Below are 18,719 nucleotides of genomic sequence, written 5' to 3' on the forward strand. Positions count from 1 at the left end.
TAGCATACTCTGCATAAAAGCAAAGCATCGCTTTTGTTGATGGAGTTATTCCTTAAAGTTATCTTTTATTACTTCATGTGTTGACGTTGTTTACGGATATGATCAATCAGGAATCTCGCTGCTGCCCCCAGTTCACTTTCTCGACTCCAGACCAGATCGACGTAGTATTCAAATTTCGGTGTGAAATCATAAAGATCCAGAATTTTTAATTTTTTACGCAATTCAGGATTTTCATTAAACATTTCTAAAGGTAAAACGCCCCAACCCAAATTCCGAACGATCATCATACACGCGGAGTGATGGTTGTCTGTTCGCCAATAATCTTTTGAGTAAAGCAATTCAGGTCGAATGGTATTGTCTCGACTGGCGACGACAATCTGACGGGTCTGAACCATTTGCTCAAATGAAACCTTATCCAGTTGTGCCAAAGGATTCGTTTTCGCAATCACCGGAACAAGCGCTTCTCTTTTTAACTCTACAAACTGTTCGCGACTGTCTAGTTGTTCCCGTTCAAACATCAGGGCAAGCTGAGCGGTTTGATCAAGTAACATTTGCAGCGCATCTTCCTGCGGTGCTGAAACAACATTGAGTGACAAGCTCGGAAAATGTTGATCGAGCAGGGTGATGTAATCTGTCCAGTTGGTATGTAGCAGTTCTGAGACGACCACAATATTTAAAGTGGATTCCAAACCTGTACTTAATGCGTGGGCATGCTGTTTCCATTGATTCATTTCAATCAATAATTGCTGGGTTTTTTCATATAAAACCCATGCTTCTGCGGTCGGAGTTGGTTCTCGTCCGATCCGCTCAAATAGTTTCAGATTGAGATCGATTTCCAGATTGGCAATCGACATACTGACTGCTGAAGGTACTTTGCCTAATTTACGGGCAGCAGCAGAAAAGGAGCCTGTTTCAATGACCGTCTGAAACATGAGGAGTTGTTCTTGGTTAATATTCATTTGTCAAAAAAACTGAAAGAATCTGATTGGATTAATCAATATTATAAAAATAAAATGGCAACTATCCAAACAAGAGAGTGTTACAAAAATGTTGATTTCCAAAAGAAGACTCGTTCATGCGATCAGCTATGAAGTGATTTTATTGGTCATCATCGCTATTGCGTTAAGTTTTATTTTTAGTATGCCACTAGAAGTAACGGGTGTTTTAGGTACGATCATGGCGGTGATTTCTGTATTCTGGAATATGATTTTCAACCATTACTTTGAAAAAGTGGAACAAAAATATCATTGGGAACGAACGGTTCCTGTGCGTATTCTGCATGCGATCGGATTTGAAGGCGGCTTGATGCTCGCAACCATTCCAATCATTGCTTATTTAATGAAAATGACAATTATTGAAGCAATTATTTTAGACTTCGGTTTGACGATGTGTATTCTGGTTTATACATTCATCTTCCAATGGTGCTATGACATGATTGAAGGACGTTTCTTTCCAAATGCCAAACTGGCATCATAATTTATAATTAAGATGGATGAAGAAGCACTTTTCAGAATTTGATGGAAAGTGCTTTTTTTATTGTCTGTAATTTATCTAATAATATGATAAAAATAGCCTAAGTAAGTTAAATGCTTTTAAAGCGATCAAAATTACGGTTTCACATGAATATAAAAATCTCTAAACCGAAGAGATGATCTGATCTTGTTTTAGATGGAAAAGTAGGGACTTTATGACTTTTAAAGCGCTTTTTGTTGAAATTTATTATGGTGATTATTCAAAAGAAATCATCTTAAAAAAATCAATGAATATATAGAAAATAATGAAATTATGGAGATCGAATTTTTTGAACTACTTGATAGCGCAGTTAATCAGGCGTCTTTACTACTTCAATTGATACAAGCAACAGATCCCAGCTTTTCAGCTGACTCCGTTGAAGCTGAAGTTCTAACGGCTCGTTATTTCCTAAAGCTTTTAGAGTATTACCAAAATGGCCAGATAAGTCCTTTTGATTTATGTCGAATTTTTAATAATATCGAAATCGGTTTTATGGGAGCAGCAAGAAATCTTCCTGTAAACATCGCATATTATCCAACATGGATGGGTAACTTATACAATGCATGCGACTGGTGTGATGAAACATGGACACATGAAAATAGTCCTCATCTTCTTATTGAGGTAGAAAAGCAAATCCAGAACATTAAAGATTGGTTATCAAATCCTGTTTTTAAATAATAGTGACTTTGATAGCAATTCTATTTGATCTACTGCATAGACAATTTTGCATTAACGATAAGCCAAAAAATTCCTATTCATAAAAAACATCATGCTAAAATGGGGAACTTATCTTTTTAGATTGCATGATTTTCTCTATGTTCCAACAAGAAATCTCTCAATTAAACTTACAACAATTTAAAGCGGGCGAAAAACGCTGGATCGGTTCCTTGTTGGGATCATCGGCAGCATTATTATTCAAAGAAATCGCAACCCAAAGCTCGAATCTCTACGTCATTGTGGCTCGGAATAATCAGCACCTTGCTCAGTTGGAAAGTGAGCTTGAGTTTTATGGTGTTAAGCCAACGATTTTTCCTGATTGGGAAATTTTGCCTTATGACCGTTTGTCTCCGCATCAGGATATTGTGTCTGAGCGTTTGGCCATTTTGTCGCATATGCCGCAAAAGGGCATTCTACTGATTTCGGCGAGTACGTTAGCACAGCGTGTTGCACCTTATTCATGGGTGGTGGGCGAACACTTTGATATTAAGGTTGGGCAAAAGCTAGATTTAGAAGTACAAAAAAAGCAGTTGGTACAAGCGGGTTATCGTTTGGTAGACACGGTTTATGATCACGGCGAATTTGCTGTTCGCGGCAGTATCATGGATATTTTTGCTTCTGGACAAGATCAGCCGATTCGGATTGACTTATTTGATGATGAAATTGAAAGCTTAAAATTCTTTGATCCAGAAACACAACGTACGACAGAATCATTAAAAAACTTCACGGTTTTGCCTGCAAAAGAATTTCCTTTAAAGGAAGGGCGTTCTATTTTCAGAGACCGTTATGCGGAAAGTTTTCCAACGGCAAATCCAAAGAAAAATCCAATTTATCAGGATGTACTTGAAGGTATTTCGACACCTGGATTGGAATTTTATCTGCCATTATTCTTTGATAAGAAGGTAATGGAAGCGCAAAGTATGTTCACGACATACTTACCAAAGAATTGCGTTGTCATTACAAATAATGAGATTGAAGACGAATTAATCAATTTCTGGAAAGAAGTTGTGCGTCGCTATGAAGATCGTCGTCATAACATCGACCAACCGATTCTGCCGCCTGAAGAACTGTTCTTGATGCCTAATCATGTGTTACAGGCACTGAATCAGTTTCCAAGAATTGTGGCTTCAGCAGAGGCATTTGAAGCTAAAGCGGGTGTGTTAAATCTTGCCGCCGAGCAACCACCAAAATTGCCTGTTGATCCAAAAAAGGAACAACCTTTCGAAGCAGTTAAGCACTATATTGATCAGGTTAAACATCCAGTCCTATTGGTGGCTGAGAGTGCGGGTCGCCGTGAGACCTTGAAAGATGCGTTGCGTGCTGTACTGGGCGAAATTCAGAATGTAGAAAGTTTTGCTCAATTCCAGAAAGATAAATTACAAGTTGCGATTACCAGTGCGCCTTTAGACCGTGGTTTGTTGCTTACAGATCAGTTATCGGTCATTTCAGAAAATCAGCTGTACGAACATCGGGTGGTACAACGTCGCCGTAAGCGTCAGCAGGAAGTTTCTGAAGAATTCCTTATTCGCAGCTTAACCGAGCTGAGTATTGGCGCGCCTGTCGTGCATATTGACCATGGTGTAGGGCGTTATGCAGGTTTAGTGACGCTGGAAATCGATGAGCAGGATCATGAATTTTTACAACTAGATTATGCCGATGGCGCAAAAGTCTACGTTCCTGTCACCAATTTACATTTAATCAGCCGCTATAGTGGTGGTGATCCAGATCTGGCACCATTGCATAAGCTGGGTACAGACACATGGAGCAAAGCAAAACGTAAGGCTTTGGAGCAGATTCATGATGTGGCGGCTGAATTACTACATATTCAGGCGCGACGCCAGTCTAAACCCGGCTTTGCTTTTGAACTTGATCATACGGGCTATATGCAATTTGCCAGCGGTTTTGCTTATGAAGAAACGCTTGATCAAGCCAATGCGATTGAAGCGACCATTCATGATATGCAGCTTGCCAAACCGATGGATCGTTTAGTGTGTGGTGATGTTGGTTTTGGTAAAACAGAAGTGGCGATGCGTGCAGCATTTGTTGCGGTACAGAATAATAAACAAGTGGCTGTGTTAGTTCCAACGACCTTATTGGCTCAGCAACATTTTGAGTCGTTTAAAGACCGTTTTGCGGATACGGCAGTACGTATCGAAGTGTTGTCTCGATTCGGCAGTAATAAAGCCCATTTAAAAATCATTGAAGATTTGGCCGAAGGTAAGGTCGATATCGTGGTTGGGACGCACAAAATTTTGCAAGAAAACGTGCAATTTAAAAATCTTGGTCTGATGATTGTCGACGAAGAGCATCGTTTTGGCGTGCGTGACAAAGAGCGAATCAAGGCGCTACGTGCTGATGTGGATATGCTGACGCTGACAGCGACACCAATTCCGCGTACCTTGAATATGGCTTTCTCTGGTATGCGTGATCTTTCGATTATTGCTACGCCGCCAGCACGTCGTTTAGCGGTGAAAACCTTTGTTCAGGAACATACCGATGATTCGGTGAAAGAAGCGATTCTGCGTGAGTTGTTACGTGGTGGGCAGGTGTACTTCTTGCACAATGAAGTTGATACCATCGAAAGGACTGCGGAAAATATACGCCATCTAGTGCCCGAAGCACGTGTTGCAGTAGCGCATGGACAAATGCGTGAACGTGAACTTGAGCAGGTGATGCAGCAGTTCTACCATAAGGAATATAACGTATTGGTGTGCTCGACTATTATCGAGACAGGTATTGATGTGCCGAATGCCAATACTATTATTATCGAACGTGCAGATAAGCTAGGCCTCGCACAATTACACCAGTTACGCGGTCGTGTTGGGCGTTCACATCACCAAGCCTATGCCTATTTGTTGGTTCCGTCGATTAAGCATCTGAAAGGTGATGCTGAAAAACGTCTGGATGCCATTCAACGTGCTTCAACGCTCGGTGCGGGCTTTATGCTGGCGACAGAGGATCTAGAAATTCGAGGCGCGGGTGAGTTGCTCGGTGAGCAGCAAAGCGGTTCTATGCAGGCAATCGGGTATAGCCTGTATATGGAAATGCTTGAGAAGGCGACCAAAGCAATTCAGAAAGGTAAAACACCAAACTTTGATGCACCATTGTCATTAACGGCTGAAATTAATTTACATATGCCAGCGTTGATTCCTGATGATTATCTAGGTGACGTACATCAGCGCCTGTTGTTTTATAAGCGCATTAGTAATACCGATAGTCAGGAGAAGCTCGACAATATTCGTATGGAGCTGATTGATCGTTTTGGTATTCCGCCACAACCTGTAAAACAGCTATTTAGCGTTCATCAGTTGCGTTTAGAGGCTGAACAACTGGGCATTACCAAGATTGATATCAATAGTAATGGCGGTTATATCGAGTTTTCTCCAGATACACCTGTACAGGCGATCAGTATCATTCAACTGATGCAGAAGCAGCCAACGTATTACCGGATGGAAGGCGGGCAACGCTTGAAAGTCATGGTGCAACTGGCTGAGTACGATAAGCGAATCCAGTTCATTATTGATCTGCTCAACAAGTTGGTGAGTGAGTTGAATTAGTCCGTTGAAAAAAGTGAATTGAGTGTTAATTGAGCAAGTTTGGTTTTTTGCAAGATCGCGACATGTTTTTGATCAGATGTTCCTGCAATAAATGAGGAAAATCATTGTTATTTGTAAGCAAACGGGTGACTAATAATATTCACATCAAAACTGATGTGATAGTATTGATCATCATTATTCTGCATCATTTATAAAGATATGTTTAGTTTGCATCCACAACTTGCTCAAGATACATTTTTTGTAGGCGACTTTCCGCTTTCAACATGTCGTTTAATGAATGATATGCAATTTCCTTGGCTAATCCTTGTACCTCGTGTACCAGGCGTTACAGAACTATATGAATTAAGCCAAGCAGATCAAGAACAATTTCTACGTGAATCAAGCTGGTTATCAAGCCAACTTTCACGTGTGTTCCGTGCAGACAAGATGAATGTGGCAGCACTAGGGAACGTCGTTCCTCAGCTTCATTTCCATCATGTTGTACGTTATCAAAACGATGTGGCATGGCCGAAACCAGTGTGGGGAACGCCAGCAGTACCATACAGTAATGATGTACTCGCGCATATGCGTCAAACATTGATGCTTGCGCTACGCGGTCAAGGTGACATGCCATTTGACTGGCGCATGGACTGATCCAGAAAATAGAATAAAAAACAGTATTCTATAATAAGAAAAGGAGGACAGAGTGCCACTAGATAGGTTGATTGATAAAGAACCTAGACAGTTCGCTTATTTCCATCGTTTGATGGGATACTCGATTCTGTCACTGATTTTGGTAATTTATACATTTACCTCTACCAGTGCTAGCTATCAGCTCTATCTCCTTCCATTATTACTGGCTTATTTTCTATTTTGTCCCCGTTTAGAAAAATGGCTGCAATATAAATTTGATAAAAAAATAGAAAAAAACGTTCTATTTGCCAATGAAGCCATCATTATTGCGCTTGTTCTTGCCGCATTACATTTAAGTTTAGTGCCGACATTTACGATCTTATTTGCATTGCTCTATGTCGGTCTGAACAATAAAATTTCCTTGCCTGTCTCATGTCTGATCGGATTGATTGGTGTAATTACATTCTACTTTAGTACCTATATCATTTTCGGTACGGAAGAGTATTTTGAACCGACCAATCCTGAATTGACCGTTGTGAGCCTGCTCGGTTTGATGATGTTTATCGTGATTGGTAATTATTACCAGCATCGTCGTTTGAATATTCTCGGACAGCAACGCCAGCATTATCATAATCAGATGACTCGCTATATTGCTTTTGCAAACCAGCTTAGTCGTTATGCACCACTGCAATTGTGGCAATCGATTATGCGTGGAGAAGCGGAAGCAAAAATCGAATATAAGCGTAAAAAACTCACGATTTTCTTCTCTGATATTCAAGGTTTCACGGAACTTTCAGAAACACTCATCCCAGACGATTTAGCCTTCTTGCTGAACGATTACTTGAGTCATATGACTGAGATTGCCAAGCAGTATGAAGCGACAGTCGATAAGTTTATGGGCGATGCGATTCTTATTTTCTTTGGTGATCCAAATTCGCAAGGCGTTGAGCAAGATGCAAAATCTTGTGTGGAAATGGCGATTGCGATGCGTCAACAAATGAAATTGCTGCGTGAGCGCTGGAAGAAAATGGGCTATCCAGCCTTGCATATCCGCATGGGAATTAGTACGGGTTATTGTCACGTAGGTAATTATGGCGCTTCACATCGAATGGCATATACCATTGTCGGGCGTGATGTGAATTTGGCTGCACGTTTGCAGTCTGCTGCTGAAGTTGATGAAATCCTGATTGCCGATGACACACATCAACTGATTAAAAATGAGTTTTTATGTGTGCCGAAAGTGCCAATCTATTTAAAAGGTATTCAAGGCCCAGTGAAAACCTGGCAGGTGATGGAAAAATTCACAGGCAAAAAATCTGATACGCAACAATGGTTTGATTTTGATTATAAAGGCTTCCATTTGGTTCTCAATCTGGAAGAAGTACAAAACTATGAATACCCAGAACTGGTCGAGATTCTGGAAAACATGGTTCAACGTATCAAAACCCAGCAAAAGATTACCAACGCGCAGGGTATTCCTAAACTCACTTTAGATGATGAAGTGAGATAGACAACTCAATAATCAATGTTGAGTATGACTATTCTGATGTTCATGTAACTCATATAAATGATCAAATTCTAAAGCGAGTGCTGCCAGCGTGGTGGATTTTAGCTGTTGAGTTAAAATGTGCTGTGCATCCTGAATGGCTTGATCTAAAGCGGCATTCACCACACGTTCAACTAAGCACTCTGGATTCTCTCTTTCATTGCCTATCGCAAAAATAGTGGGTTCACCCACAGCTTGATAAATATCCCACAAGGTAATTTTTTCTAAATCTCCAGTTAGCTGCCAGCCACCACCAGCGCCTTTTTCTGAATGGACAAATCCTGCTTTCTTTAACCCCGACATCGTTCGTCTGACCACGACAGGATTGGTGGATAGCATTTGCGCGATTTCATCTGAAGTAAAAGTCTTATGTTGTCTGGCCATGTGTAAAAGCACATGCAGCATTCGGGAGAGTTTACTGTCAGTACGCATCTGATCAATCCAAAAAAAATAAGAGAATAGTTTTAAATGTAACATCAAAAGTTGCAAATTAAAATAAAAAGTATTAATGTAACTTTAAAAGTTACATATAAGTGGTGAATCCTATGCAATATGATGTTGCGATTATTGGTGGAAGTTATGCAGGCTTGGCTGCGGCAATGCCATTGGCGAGAGCACGCAGAAAAGTGGTTATTATTGATGCTGGACAACGCAGAAATCGCTTTGCCGAGTATTCACATGGTTTTCTGACTCAGGATGGAACGCAGGCAAGCGAAATTGCGCAAATTGCGAAGCAGCAAGTTTTGGCTTATAAGACTGTGGATTGGCAGAATGGCAATGTAAAGCGCGTAGAAAAAATTGAAGAGGGCTTTGCGGTATGTATTGATGCGACACATTCAATTACGGCCAAGCGCCTGATCATTGCTGTTGGTATTACAGATCAATTGCCTGATATTGCTGGTCTGGCGGAACGCTGGGGTAAGACAGTATTTCATTGTCCTTATTGTCATGGTTATGAATTGAATCAAGGTAAAATTGGCATCATTGCCAGCTCAGAACATGCCGCTCATTTAGCGATGATGCTCCCAGATTGGGGCGAAACTACACTTTTCTTGAATGATTATCCTGTGGATGCTGAATTACTTGAGCAATTAAAGGTTCGTGGCGTTGTCATTGAGCAGCGACTGATTCAGGAAATTATGGGGCAGAGTGATGTTTTGCTTGCTGATGGCACTGTGATTCAACTGGCGGGTATTTTTGCAACGACCAAATGCGCCATTGCTCAAGAGTGGATTTTTAAGCTGGGCTGTGAAATTGAACAGAGTGCGATGGGAGAAGCCATTAAAACCAATGCAATGAAGGAAACATCTGTGACAGGGATTTTTGCCTGTGGGGATGTGGCTCGATTAGGTGGCTCAGTCTCTTTAGCAGTCGGTGATGGTACTCTGGCAGGCGTCGCTGCGCATCGTTCTTTAATTTTTGCTTAGCCATAAAAAAGCTAGAGATTTACTCTAGCTTTTTTTGCGTTTTGGATGAACCAGTTAGCTTAATGATTTTCTGAAGCGTGGTTGATGGTGTATTTAGGAATCTCGATTTCTAAATCTTCATCTACAATTTTCACTTGGCAAGACAAGCGTGAGTCAGGTTCTAAGCCCCAAGCACGATCCAGTAAGTCTGCTTCAACGTCATTCATCTCATCTAAGCTGTCAAAACCTTTACGAACAACCACATGGCAGGTCGTACATGCTGCAGACATATCGCAAGCATGTTCAATTTTGATGCCTTGTTTTAATAAACTTTGGCATAAATTGGCGTTCTGTTCGACTTCAAATTCTGCACCTTCAGGGCAAATTTGTGCATGAGGAAGAACTTTAATACGTGGCATATTGATCACCTATACCTTTAGTTTGAGTTTGACCAATCTTCAAGTTTCGTACCTTTTAAGGCATGGTCAATATGTCGGTTCATGCGAAGCGCAGCAAAGGCATCGCTGTGAATTTTAAGTTGCTGAACAGCATGTTCAATCGCTGCAAGTTCATCCGTTTTAAGACGAGCTTTTAATGCTTCAGCGGCAAGAATCAAGTCGCGAGCCTGTTGCTGAGAGAGTAGATCTGTATCCGCTTTCAAAGCTTGCTCTAATGCTTCTAGCTCACGCTGTGCTTCAACTTTGGTTTCTTGCAAGTGGCGAAGCTGTTTGTCTTCTTCCGCATGCTGGAAACCTTCTACCAGTAAACGTTCAGTATCTGATGCGGATAAGCCATACGACGGTTTGATGTCGATTTTGGCTTGAACGCCAGAGGTAGTTTCTTTCGCAGAGACAGTAAGTAAGCCATCAGCATCCACTTGGAATGTCACTTCAATACGCGCTTGGCCCGCAGTCATTGGTGGAATGCCATGTAAGACAAAGCGACCTAATGAACGGCAATGCTCAACCAGATCACGTTCACCTTGAACCACATGGATCAACATGGCAGTTTGACCATCTTGATAGGTGGTAAATTCTTGACGACGTGCAACAGGAATGGCTGTATTACGTGAAACCAGACGCTCGACCAAACCGCCCATGGTCTCTAGACCTAGAGAGAGTGGAGTTACATCAAGCAACAATGAACCATCTTGGCTATTGCCAATGAGCTGGTTGGCGGTAATTGATGCGCCAATTGCAACGACTTCATCTGGGTTAATGGTACATAGCGGTTCACGTTCAAATAGGTCGCGTACGGCTTTTTGTACAGCGTAAGAACGTGTTGAACCACCCACAAGCACCACATGCTCAATTTCATCGAGTTCAAGTTTGGCATCGCGTAATACGCGTTTGCAGACACTCATGGTTTTATCGAGTGCGCCTTGAATAATCGATTCAAAAGTAGGGCGGTCGAGTGTTAAGCGATCATCCAGTAATTTTAATTCGGCAGATTCATGATCTGTTAAATGTTCTTTGGCTTGACGTGCAGCAACAACGAATACCGCATATTCTTCATCGCTTAATGTTTCAATATTGAGCTGCTTTTTAGCCCATTTTACAATTAAGCGATCAAGGTCATCTCCACCCAGTGCAGTATGTCCACCTGTAGCGAGGACTTCAAATACACCTTGTGAAAAGCGCAGGATTGAGACGTCAAACGTACCACCACCTAAATCGTAAATCACATAGTTGCGGTCTGTACTGAGATTTGTCTCTTGATCAAGACCATATGCAACCGCAGCGGCTGTTGGCTCATTCAATAAGCGTAAAACATTAAGACCAGCAAGCTGTGCTGCATCACGTGTTGCCTGACGTTGTGCTTCATCGAAATAAGCAGGAACGGTAATCACAGCGCCATTCACAGGGTTATTCAGACTTGCTTCAGCACGATCTTTTAATTGTTTTAAGATCTCGGCAGAAATTTCGACAGGTGTTTTACGTCCGGCAGCCGTTTCAAATGCTGGCATTTCATTTTCTGCGCCAACAAGTGTATAGGGATGCTGGAATTTAATATCAGCTTGTGAACGACCCATAAAGCGTTTCACGGAAACAACCGTGTTTTTTGGGTCAGTCATCATAAACGGTTTGGCTTCATAACCAAACGTTGTCAAATCTTTTGCATAATGAACAATAGATGGGAGTAGAACTCGATCTTTGTCATCATGTAGAACTTTCGGTTTTCCCGATAGCACTGTCGCCACTAAAGAGTGGGTTGTCCCTAAGTCAATCCCGATCGCAATACGATGTTCGTGCGGTGCGGTAGATTGACCTGGTTCAGCAATTTGCAAAAGCGCCATGCGTACGGTATCCCTTGAAAATAATCGGTAACAGCGGATTAAAAATCATCGTCTAGATCGAAGCTATCTTCTTCGTCCAGCATACGATCTTCAGCTTTATCAATATCATTCATGACACGTTGGAAAAAGCGTAGCTTACGAACAGTATCACGTGCCTCAGCCCAGTCTTCATCCGCATAATCGAGTTTGAACTCGCGAACTAAACTATCAATCCATTGCTGAATTTCAACTTTTAATGTGCGAAGTTGCTCGGTTGAGGTGGCTTCGTCAAGTTGCTCACGCATTTCAAGTGCGGATTGCAAAAACTCAAAATCGTTGATGGACTGATCAAGATGATGATCTTGTTTTTTAAGGGCAAGCAGATAGGCAGCACGACTATCAACCAGTGATAATACTTTATAAGCCTGATTGATTTCGCTTGACTTGATCAGCGCCTGATCCTTGTCACTAGCTTTATCTGGGTGATATTGCTGTTGCAAACTTAAAAACTGTTTTTTTAAAGCTGCTAAATCTATATCGAGTGCTTCTGGTAATTGGAACAACTCAAAATGATTCATGGGAGATGGATTCCGCTATTGATAAATACGTTAAAACAGTGCGGAACACACTGTTTTGACGAAAAGAAAGAGAGTAGTGGTTGAGATTAAACAGTGAATGATTCACCGCAACCACATTCACCTTTTTGGTTTGGGTTGTTAAACTCAAAGCCTTCATTGAGACCATTTTTAACATAGTCCATCTCTAAACCATTGAGATAAACCAAGCTTTTAGGGTCTACAAAGACTTTAACGCCGAGTTGTTCAAATACTTGATCGTGTGTGTCGATATCATCAACAAACTCGAGTACATAAGCCAATCCGGAGCAACCCGAAGTTTTCACACCAATACGAATGCCTTCACCCTTACCTCGGTTTTGCAGGTAATTGCTGATGTGAGTCGCAGCATTTTCAGTTAAATGGATCATGAAAACTCCAATGTTATTTCGGTCATCAATTAAGCTTTCGCTTTCTTACCACGATAGTCTTCAATCGCAGCTTTGATTGCATCTTCAGCCAATACAGAGCAGTGTACTTTTACTGGTGGAAGTGCAAGCTCAGTTGCGATATCAATGTTTTTGATCGCTTGAGCTTCATCAAGTGTTTTGCCTTTTAACCATTCGGTTACAAGTGAACTTGATGCGATTGCAGAACCACAGCCATAAGTTTTGAAGCGAGCTTCTTCAATTACGCCATTGTCATCGACTTGAATTTGTAAACGCATTACGTCGCCACAAGCAGGTGCACCGACCATACCTGTACCTACATTTTCTGCATTCTTGTCTAAAACACCAACATTACGAGGGTTTTCGTAATGATCAATTACCTTTTCGCTATAAGCCATGTCGCTTCTCCAAACCTCGGGGTCAGCCTAATATTAATATGAGGGTTAAAACATACTTTTCAATGAAGTGCTCAAAAGAGCACCTTATGAATTAGTGTTCAGCCCATTCAACTGTTGAAAGGTCGATACCTTCTTTGTACATATCCCAAAGCGGAGAAAGTTCACGTAATTTCTCAACAGCAGCTTTGGTAATTGTTAACACGTAATCAATATCTGCTTCAGTGGTGTATTTACCAAAACTGAAACGGATAGAGCTATGTGCCAACTCGTCAGATAAACCTAAAGCACGTAATACATATGACGGCTCTAAAGTTGCAGATGTACATGCTGAACCACTTGAAACAGCTGCATCTTTCAATGCCATCATCAGTGACTCACCTTCAACGAAGTTGAAGCTGACATTTAGATAGTTTGCAACGTTTTGTGTTGGATGACCATTCAAGAACACTTGTTCAAGGTCTTGTAAGCCATTCCAAAGCTTGTCGCGTAACTTGCGAATGCGCTCTTGTTCTGCTTGCATGGTTTTGCCAGCAATTTCAAAAGCTTCGCCCATACCTACAATTTGGTGAGTCGCTAAAGTACCAGAACGCATACCACGTTCATGGCCGCCACCGTGCATTTGTGCTTTTAAGCGAACACGTGGGCTACGGCGAACGTAAAGGGCACCGATACCTTTAGGGCCATAAACTTTATGACCAGAGAAGCTCATCAAATCAATTTTCATGGTTGAAAGATCAATTTCAACTTTACCAGCGGCTTGAGCTGCATCGACGTGGAAGAATGTTTTGTTCGCACGTGTTAATTCACCAATTGCAGCAACATCAGTCACAGTACCGATTTCGTTGTTTACCATCATCAGTGAAACAAGGATCGTATCAGGACGTAAAGCCGCTTGAACCATTTCTGGTGTAATTAAACCCGTACGTGGTTCTGGCTCTAAATATGTAATTTCAAAACCTTGTTCTTCGAGTTCACGGCAAGGATCTAACACAGCTTTGTGTTCGATTTTACTTGTAATGATGTGTTTGCCTTTTGAACCGTAGAACTGAGCAATACCTTTTAATGCCAGGTTGTCAGATTCGGTTGCGCCAGAAGTCCAAACGATTTCGCGTGGATCTGCTTTAATTAAATTTGCAACTTGCTCACGCGCATATTCAGCTTTTTCTTCGGCTTGCCAACCATATGCATGTGAACGTGACGCAGGGTTACCAAAAGTTCCCTCGAACGTTAAACATTCCATCATGCGTTCTGCAACTTCTGGCAGTACTGGAGTGGTTGCTGCGTAATCAAGATAAATTGGACGTTTCATGTCAAATACCTGTAACCGATAGAAGGGCTGAATCTAAACTTGGTGAATTCTGGCGTAATGCAACAGTTTGAACGTTGTCACGCGCAATCAAATCAGCAAGGGTGATTTTTGCGAGATAATCGGCAATATGGTGGGAGAGTTCTTGCCATAAGTCATGTGTTAAACACATCGCACCATTTTGGCAGTTACCCTTATGGTCACAACGAGTTGCATCAACAGTTTCATTTACAGCTTCGATGATTTCTAGCACAGTAATTTCACTTGCATTGCGCGCCAGGTGATAACCACCATTTGCACCGCGTACACTTGAAACTAACCCATGACGTTTAAGTTTCGCGAATAACTGTTCTAAATAAGCGACTGAGATGGATTGGCGTGCTGCTATTTCCGCAAGCGTGATCGTTTGTTCAGTTGGCTGCAAAGCTAAATCAAGTAGAGCAGTCACTGCGTAACGACCGCGAGTTGTAAGACGCATGATTCGGTACACATGGTTAGACTAGATGTTTAAATTTTATGAATTCCGACTAAAATAGTCAAGTTTTAAATTGCCAATCTGAGCGTGAAAAGTGAAATATATTGGAATTATTGTATCCACGTATTATAAACAAAAAAGGCGATGAAAATAAAGCTTAAAACAGCAAAGCTGATATTGATTAGGCGTTGACGTTTTTGCAGACGGTGAATGCGGTTTTGATACTGCTTAACTTCAACCAATAAAGTATTAATTTCCGAACGCTGCTGATCGATTTTATCCAGCAATGGGGCAATACGTTGTTGTGAGGCAACGGCTTCAGCTTCATCGCTAAACCATTGTTTCCAGTTTGCCAGAATACTCGACAGAGTGAGGTGTGGAAGTAAATCCATAAACTCTTCAGTGTGAGTGGCATCACCCAGAATGCGCATATTGGCAATGCTACGCTGATTGTTAAACACAAAAATCTTGATCAGGTCGATCAATGTGCTATTAATTTCCAGATCAATGGTGCGATCCAGCGCTTTCATATCAAACAAAAGGCCTTTTTCGGTAAACTGGATATAAAAGTCGAAGAAAGGGATATAGCTGTTAATACGGATCGTGATTTTTTGATCAATTAACTTTTTGGCTTGCAGGCGTAATCCCGCATCATGCGTCAGGATGAAAGAGAAAAAAGTCTCTAAAACAATGATGACAATGTTGAGCAACAAATGCGGATGTTTATGTCTTTGTTGCGTATCACTCATAAGTCTCTTTTTCCTTGCCAATCAATCAATAAAAACAAAAAATCTGTAAACCTGAGTATCCTTACTCAATTGTTAAAAATAATTTACAGGACTTTCTTGCTTTGTAGAACAGTTTTTTAAAACGATCAAGTCTTAACTTTGATATTATAAAAACATTTTTATGGTCGAATACGACATACTGTTTGTAAAGTGCTTAGGAGTAATGGTCAATGGATAACTCAAATATAGAAAATCCCAACGAGGAAGCTGAGGTAAAAACTAAGCCAAAATCAAAGAGTTCTAAAAAATCTGCGTTAGATTTCAAAAAATATACACAACAAATCTGGCTGGCTGGCTTAGGTGCTTTTTCTCGTGCAGAAGAAGAAGGAAATAAATTGTTTGACTCACTGGTCAAGGTGGGCGAAGAGTTAGAATCAAAAACGGTTGATTTTGCCGACAACACGGTAGGCAAAGTGACCGAGAAAGCGAAAGAGTCGGTGACCGACACTAAAGACAAGGTTGAGAAGATTTTAGATACCAGTGTGAATCACTCGCTTAACCGTATTGGTCTGGTGACACCGAAGGATCTTCAGCACATCGAACAGCTGCTTGTACAGCTCCATATCAAGGTTGATGCGTTGATCGAAGAAAATAATCAATTGAAGGCCAAATTGAATAAAAAGTAAAAAAAATGCAGGTAACTCGTCTGTTTATGTCGTATTTCAGTATTTATTTTAATTAAAAGGCCTTTCTAGTATTGCGTTCTCCCCTAAAGCATTGCTATAAAGGCGTCATGGCCTTTTAAACTATAGCCTTGGATCTTAACAAACGATATTAAGAGGATATTTTTTATCATGAATAAATCAGAATTAATTGATGCGATTGCTGAAAAAGGGGGCGTGTCAAAATCGGATGCTGGTAAGGCACTCGATGCGACAATTGCATCAATCACTGAAGCACTTAAAAAGGGTGATACGGTTACTTTAGTTGGGTTCGGTACTTTCAGCGTTAAAGAACGTGCTGCTCGTACTGGTCGTAATCCTAAAACTGGTGAAGAGTTACAAATCAAAGCAAGCAAAGTACCTAGCTTCAAAGCTGGTAAGGGTTTAAAAGATTCGGTTGCGTAATCTTTTTAAATCAATAAACGCACCATTTTGGGTGCGTTTTTTATTTATTGAATGAAAAAGTTAATTTGATCCTTATTCTGCATTCATTCACTTTTGTTTTTCAGTTAAAATTGCCCCGAAATAAAATATTGGAATTCTTATGGAATCGTTTCGTACTCTCATTAAGGGTTGGCTTGGCAAAGTCCTGTTAGTTTTGTTTTTGACTCCTTTAGCACTTGTCGGTATAGAAGGGTATTTTAGTGGTAGCAATAAAGCAGACGTTGCAAAATCAGTAAACGGTCAAGATATTTCTAATAAAGAATTAGAAAGTGCAACCAAAAACTATAAAGATCAATATTTATCACTGGTAAAAGGTGATGAATCACTTTTAAATTTGCCTGTTATTCAAGAAAAAGCTTTAGATGCACTTGTTGCTCGTTCATTGCTACAACAACAAGCTGAAAAGTTAGGTATGACGCTAAGCGATGTACAACTTGAGCAAATGTTGGCACAACAGCCGAGTTTTCAGGAAAATGGCAAGTTCTCTCAAACCTTATATGAGAACTATCTACGTTCTGTGGGAATGACCAATCAGGCCTTGATCACCAGCTTACGCCAAGATCATGCGCTGAAAATGATTTCAACATCATTGATGGATTATGCTCTAGTGAGCAAGTCTGATGTGCAGCAGTTGGCAAATTTACAGACTGAACAGCGTACTTTGCATTTGGCAAGTATTAAGCTGGATGACTATAAGAAAGGCGTAACTGCTTCTAATCAGGAAATTGCTGACTACTACAACAAGCATAAAAATGAATTTAAGCAAGTTGCAAGTGTTGACGTTGATTATGTCGTGCTTACACCTGCTTTGCTACCTAAAGCAAACCTTGCGGTTACTGAAGCTGATCTTCAACAAGCCTATACTGCTTTTGTTGATGAGAAGAAAAAAGCAATTAAACCTCAGGTTAAACATATTCTCATTACAACTGATGCACGTGATGATGCGGCGGCTCAGAAGCTTGCCAATGAAGTCTATGCAAAAATTCAGGCAGGTGAGTCATTTGCTCAAGCAGCAGCTCAATACTCTGAAGATCCGAGTTCTAAAACACAAGGCGGTTTAGTCGATGCTTATGCGCCAGGTGTTTTCTCTGCTGATTTTGATAATGCAGTGAATGCATTAAAGAATGGTGAAATTTCTAAACCAGTTAAGACTCAGTATGGTTATCACATTATCCAAGCTGAATCTCCAATGGTGAAATTACCTTCATTTGAAGCTGAAAAAGCGCGTTTAACTGCTGAGGTTGAGAAAAGCAAACTGGCTAACCAGTTTAGCGATACCGTAAACAGCTTAAATGAAATGGTGGTTGGTAATGATTCTCTAGATGCTGTTGCTGAGGAAGTGAAGGGTGCGCGTATTGAGTCTGCAAATGGCGTGACTTTGGCAACTGACAATCCATATCTCAGTGATTTAAGCGTTAAAGCAAAATTATTTAATGATGATGTGAAAAATGGTGACCGTAACGCGTCTTCAAATATTCAGTTGGCAAATGGCGATACGATCTGGATTAAAGTTCGTAACTACCATGCGGCGGGCGTTAAACCTTTAGATCAAGCAACTGCTGAAGTAAAAGCAAAAGTGATCGAAGCGAAGGCGTATAAAGCAGCTCAAGCGAAAATTGCCACAATCCTGACTGATTTCAAAACTCAACCGGCGGCACAAGTGGTTGCAAAATCTCAAGTGAACTTTGAAAATGCAGGTACATTTGCGCGTTCTCAAGGTTTAAAACGTCCGATTGAGCGTGCTGCATTTAGTATTCCAGCGCCAGCAAAAGAAGGCTTATGGTCTGCCACAACTGCAAAACTACCAAATGAATTGGTGATTGTTGCGGTTTCAAATGTGAACAGCAGTGTTGCAAGTACATTGCCAGCAGAACAGGTACACGAGTTGAATCAGCTTTACCAGCAGTTCCGTGGGCAACAGATCCTTGAAGACTATACTGAATACTTAAAATCGAAGGCGAAGATCAAATAGTTAATTTGATCCCCGCATAAAAAAAGCCAGTTGATATCAACTGGCT

The 18,719-nt window shown here is 40.9% G+C and carries 19 protein-coding genes; 9 read left to right on the forward strand and 10 right to left on the reverse strand.

The window, feature by feature from the left end; translation table 11 throughout:
• Window positions 1-68 precede the first annotated feature (68 nt).
• Window positions 69-959: a LysR family transcriptional regulator gene (locus A9Z07_RS01385; RefSeq protein WP_069576331.1), complete on the reverse strand. Its 891-nt coding sequence runs from the start codon at window positions 957-959 to the stop codon at window positions 69-71.
• An 88-nt stretch (window positions 960-1,047) separates the two neighbouring features.
• Here A9Z07_RS01385 and aceI point away from each other — a divergent pair, with 88 nt between their 5' ends.
• The 5 genes from aceI to A9Z07_RS01410 all read left to right on the forward strand — a co-directional run bounded on the left by aceI (window position 1,048) and on the right by A9Z07_RS01410 (window position 7,908).
• Window positions 1,048-1,476, forward strand: coding sequence for a chlorhexidine efflux PACE transporter AceI (gene aceI, locus A9Z07_RS01390; protein ID WP_004771659.1), 429 nt, complete (start codon window positions 1,048-1,050; stop codon window positions 1,474-1,476).
• A gap of 309 nt (window positions 1,477-1,785) precedes the next feature.
• Window positions 1,786-2,190, forward strand: coding sequence for a hypothetical protein (locus tag A9Z07_RS01395; RefSeq protein WP_069576333.1), 405 nt, complete (start codon window positions 1,786-1,788; stop codon window positions 2,188-2,190).
• A 137-nt stretch (window positions 2,191-2,327) separates the two neighbouring features.
• Window positions 2,328-5,786, forward strand: a complete 3,459-nt coding sequence (gene mfd, locus A9Z07_RS01400; RefSeq protein ID WP_069576335.1) for a transcription-repair coupling factor — start codon at window positions 2,328-2,330, stop codon at window positions 5,784-5,786.
• 198 nt (window positions 5,787-5,984) lie between these two features.
• Entirely contained in the window at window positions 5,985-6,419 is a 435-nt protein-coding gene (locus tag A9Z07_RS01405; RefSeq protein WP_004771663.1) for an HIT domain-containing protein, read from the forward strand.
• A 52-nt stretch (window positions 6,420-6,471) separates the two neighbouring features.
• Complete coding sequence (locus A9Z07_RS01410; RefSeq protein WP_004771664.1) at window positions 6,472-7,908, forward strand: adenylate/guanylate cyclase domain-containing protein; 1,437 nt, start codon at window positions 6,472-6,474, stop codon at window positions 7,906-7,908.
• 12 nt (window positions 7,909-7,920) lie between these two features.
• On the opposite strand, the gene A9Z07_RS01415 is transcribed toward A9Z07_RS01410, so the two are convergent.
• Window positions 7,921-8,376 (reverse strand): Rrf2 family transcriptional regulator, encoded by a 456-nt coding sequence (locus A9Z07_RS01415; protein ID WP_069576343.1) that lies wholly within the window; start codon window positions 8,374-8,376, stop codon window positions 7,921-7,923.
• A 113-nt stretch (window positions 8,377-8,489) separates the two neighbouring features.
• On the opposite strand from A9Z07_RS01415, the gene A9Z07_RS01420 reads away from it, so the two are divergent.
• Window positions 8,490-9,371 carry an NAD(P)/FAD-dependent oxidoreductase gene (locus tag A9Z07_RS01420; protein WP_069576337.1) on the forward strand — a complete coding sequence of 294 codons (882 nt, stop codon included), beginning with the start codon at window positions 8,490-8,492 and terminating at the stop codon, window positions 9,369-9,371.
• Between the two features lie 59 nt (window positions 9,372-9,430).
• Here the strand turns inward: A9Z07_RS01420 and fdx are convergent, their stop codons facing one another.
• The 8 genes from fdx to A9Z07_RS01460 form a co-directional block, all read right to left on the reverse strand.
• Window positions 9,431-9,769 (reverse strand): ISC system 2Fe-2S type ferredoxin, encoded by a 339-nt coding sequence (fdx, locus tag A9Z07_RS01425; protein WP_004771669.1) that lies wholly within the window; start codon window positions 9,767-9,769, stop codon window positions 9,431-9,433.
• Window positions 9,770-9,786: 17 nt separating this feature from the next.
• The gene (gene hscA / locus A9Z07_RS01430; RefSeq protein WP_069576339.1) at window positions 9,787-11,646 is read right to left on the reverse strand and encodes a Fe-S protein assembly chaperone HscA; all 1,860 of its coding nucleotides are present in this window, start codon (window positions 11,644-11,646) and stop codon (window positions 9,787-9,789) included.
• Between the two features lie 38 nt (window positions 11,647-11,684).
• A complete protein-coding gene (gene hscB, locus A9Z07_RS01435) occupies window positions 11,685-12,203 on the reverse strand; it encodes a Fe-S protein assembly co-chaperone HscB (RefSeq protein ID WP_004771671.1) in 519 nt (172 codons plus the stop codon).
• An 86-nt stretch (window positions 12,204-12,289) separates the two neighbouring features.
• Window positions 12,290-12,610: an iron-sulfur cluster assembly protein IscA gene (iscA, locus tag A9Z07_RS01440; RefSeq protein WP_004661460.1), complete on the reverse strand. Its 321-nt coding sequence runs from the start codon at window positions 12,608-12,610 to the stop codon at window positions 12,290-12,292.
• Window positions 12,611-12,639: 29 nt separating this feature from the next.
• Entirely contained in the window at window positions 12,640-13,026 is a 387-nt protein-coding gene (gene iscU, locus A9Z07_RS01445; RefSeq protein WP_004639432.1) for a Fe-S cluster assembly scaffold IscU, read from the reverse strand.
• 91 nt (window positions 13,027-13,117) lie between these two features.
• Window positions 13,118-14,335, reverse strand: coding sequence for an IscS subfamily cysteine desulfurase (locus A9Z07_RS01450; protein WP_004771672.1), 1,218 nt, complete (start codon window positions 14,333-14,335; stop codon window positions 13,118-13,120).
• Between the two features lies 1 nt (window position 14,336).
• Window positions 14,337-14,810, reverse strand: a complete 474-nt coding sequence (locus A9Z07_RS01455; protein WP_004771673.1) for an Rrf2 family transcriptional regulator — start codon at window positions 14,808-14,810, stop codon at window positions 14,337-14,339.
• A 107-nt stretch (window positions 14,811-14,917) separates the two neighbouring features.
• Window positions 14,918-15,556, reverse strand: a complete 639-nt coding sequence (locus A9Z07_RS01460) for a hypothetical protein (RefSeq protein ID WP_004771674.1) — start codon at window positions 15,554-15,556, stop codon at window positions 14,918-14,920.
• Window positions 15,557-15,765: 209 nt separating this feature from the next.
• Here A9Z07_RS01460 and A9Z07_RS01465 point away from each other — a divergent pair, with 209 nt between their 5' ends.
• The 3 genes from A9Z07_RS01465 (at window position 15,766) to A9Z07_RS01475 (ending at window position 18,673) form a co-directional block, all read left to right on the forward strand.
• Entirely contained in the window at window positions 15,766-16,221 is a 456-nt protein-coding gene (locus A9Z07_RS01465; protein ID WP_004771675.1) for a phasin family protein, read from the forward strand.
• Between the two features lie 168 nt (window positions 16,222-16,389).
• Entirely contained in the window at window positions 16,390-16,662 is a 273-nt protein-coding gene (locus tag A9Z07_RS01470) for an HU family DNA-binding protein (protein ID WP_004639426.1), read from the forward strand.
• 139 nt (window positions 16,663-16,801) lie between these two features.
• Window positions 16,802-18,673, forward strand: a complete 1,872-nt coding sequence (locus A9Z07_RS01475; protein WP_004771676.1) for a SurA N-terminal domain-containing protein — start codon at window positions 16,802-16,804, stop codon at window positions 18,671-18,673.
• Window positions 18,674-18,719 lie beyond the last annotated feature (46 nt).

Source organism: Acinetobacter sp. YK3 (genome assembly GCF_001729365.1).
In the GTDB taxonomy this organism is placed as follows: Bacteria; Pseudomonadota; Gammaproteobacteria; order Pseudomonadales; family Moraxellaceae; genus Acinetobacter; species Acinetobacter vivianii.

Bases quoted from the DNA above. Each gene is read 5' to 3' on its own strand.
- aceI (WP_004771659.1), top strand. From the start codon at position 1,048: ATGTTGATTTCCAAAAGAAGACTCGTTCATGCGATCAGCTATGAAGTG.
- A9Z07_RS01455 (WP_004771673.1), bottom strand. From the start codon at position 14,810: ATGCGTCTTACAACTCGCGGTCGTTACGCAGTGACTGCTCTACTTGAT.
- A9Z07_RS01385 (WP_069576331.1), bottom strand. From the start codon at position 959: ATGAATATTAACCAAGAACAACTCCTCATGTTTCAGACGGTCATTGAA.
- fdx (WP_004771669.1), bottom strand. From the start codon at position 9,769: ATGCCACGTATTAAAGTTCTTCCTCATGCACAAATTTGCCCTGAAGGT.
- A9Z07_RS01470 (WP_004639426.1), top strand. From the start codon at position 16,390: ATGAATAAATCAGAATTAATTGATGCGATTGCTGAAAAAGGGGGCGTG.
- A9Z07_RS01420 (WP_069576337.1), top strand. From the start codon at position 8,490: ATGCAATATGATGTTGCGATTATTGGTGGAAGTTATGCAGGCTTGGCT.
- hscB (WP_004771671.1), bottom strand. From the start codon at position 12,203: ATGAATCATTTTGAGTTGTTCCAATTACCAGAAGCACTCGATATAGAT.
- A9Z07_RS01460 (WP_004771674.1), bottom strand. From the start codon at position 15,556: ATGAGTGATACGCAACAAAGACATAAACATCCGCATTTGTTGCTCAAC.
- iscA (WP_004661460.1), bottom strand. From the start codon at position 12,610: ATGATCCATTTAACTGAAAATGCTGCGACTCACATCAGCAATTACCTG.
- A9Z07_RS01475 (WP_004771676.1), top strand. From the start codon at position 16,802: ATGGAATCGTTTCGTACTCTCATTAAGGGTTGGCTTGGCAAAGTCCTG.
- A9Z07_RS01465 (WP_004771675.1), top strand. From the start codon at position 15,766: ATGGATAACTCAAATATAGAAAATCCCAACGAGGAAGCTGAGGTAAAA.
- A9Z07_RS01415 (WP_069576343.1), bottom strand. From the start codon at position 8,376: ATGCGTACTGACAGTAAACTCTCCCGAATGCTGCATGTGCTTTTACAC.
- hscA (WP_069576339.1), bottom strand. From the start codon at position 11,646: ATGGCGCTTTTGCAAATTGCTGAACCAGGTCAATCTACCGCACCGCAC.
- A9Z07_RS01395 (WP_069576333.1), top strand. From the start codon at position 1,786: ATGGAGATCGAATTTTTTGAACTACTTGATAGCGCAGTTAATCAGGCG.
- A9Z07_RS01405 (WP_004771663.1), top strand. From the start codon at position 5,985: ATGTTTAGTTTGCATCCACAACTTGCTCAAGATACATTTTTTGTAGGC.
- iscU (WP_004639432.1), bottom strand. From the start codon at position 13,026: ATGGCTTATAGCGAAAAGGTAATTGATCATTACGAAAACCCTCGTAAT.
- mfd (WP_069576335.1), top strand. From the start codon at position 2,328: ATGTTCCAACAAGAAATCTCTCAATTAAACTTACAACAATTTAAAGCG.
- A9Z07_RS01450 (WP_004771672.1), bottom strand. From the start codon at position 14,335: ATGAAACGTCCAATTTATCTTGATTACGCAGCAACCACTCCAGTACTG.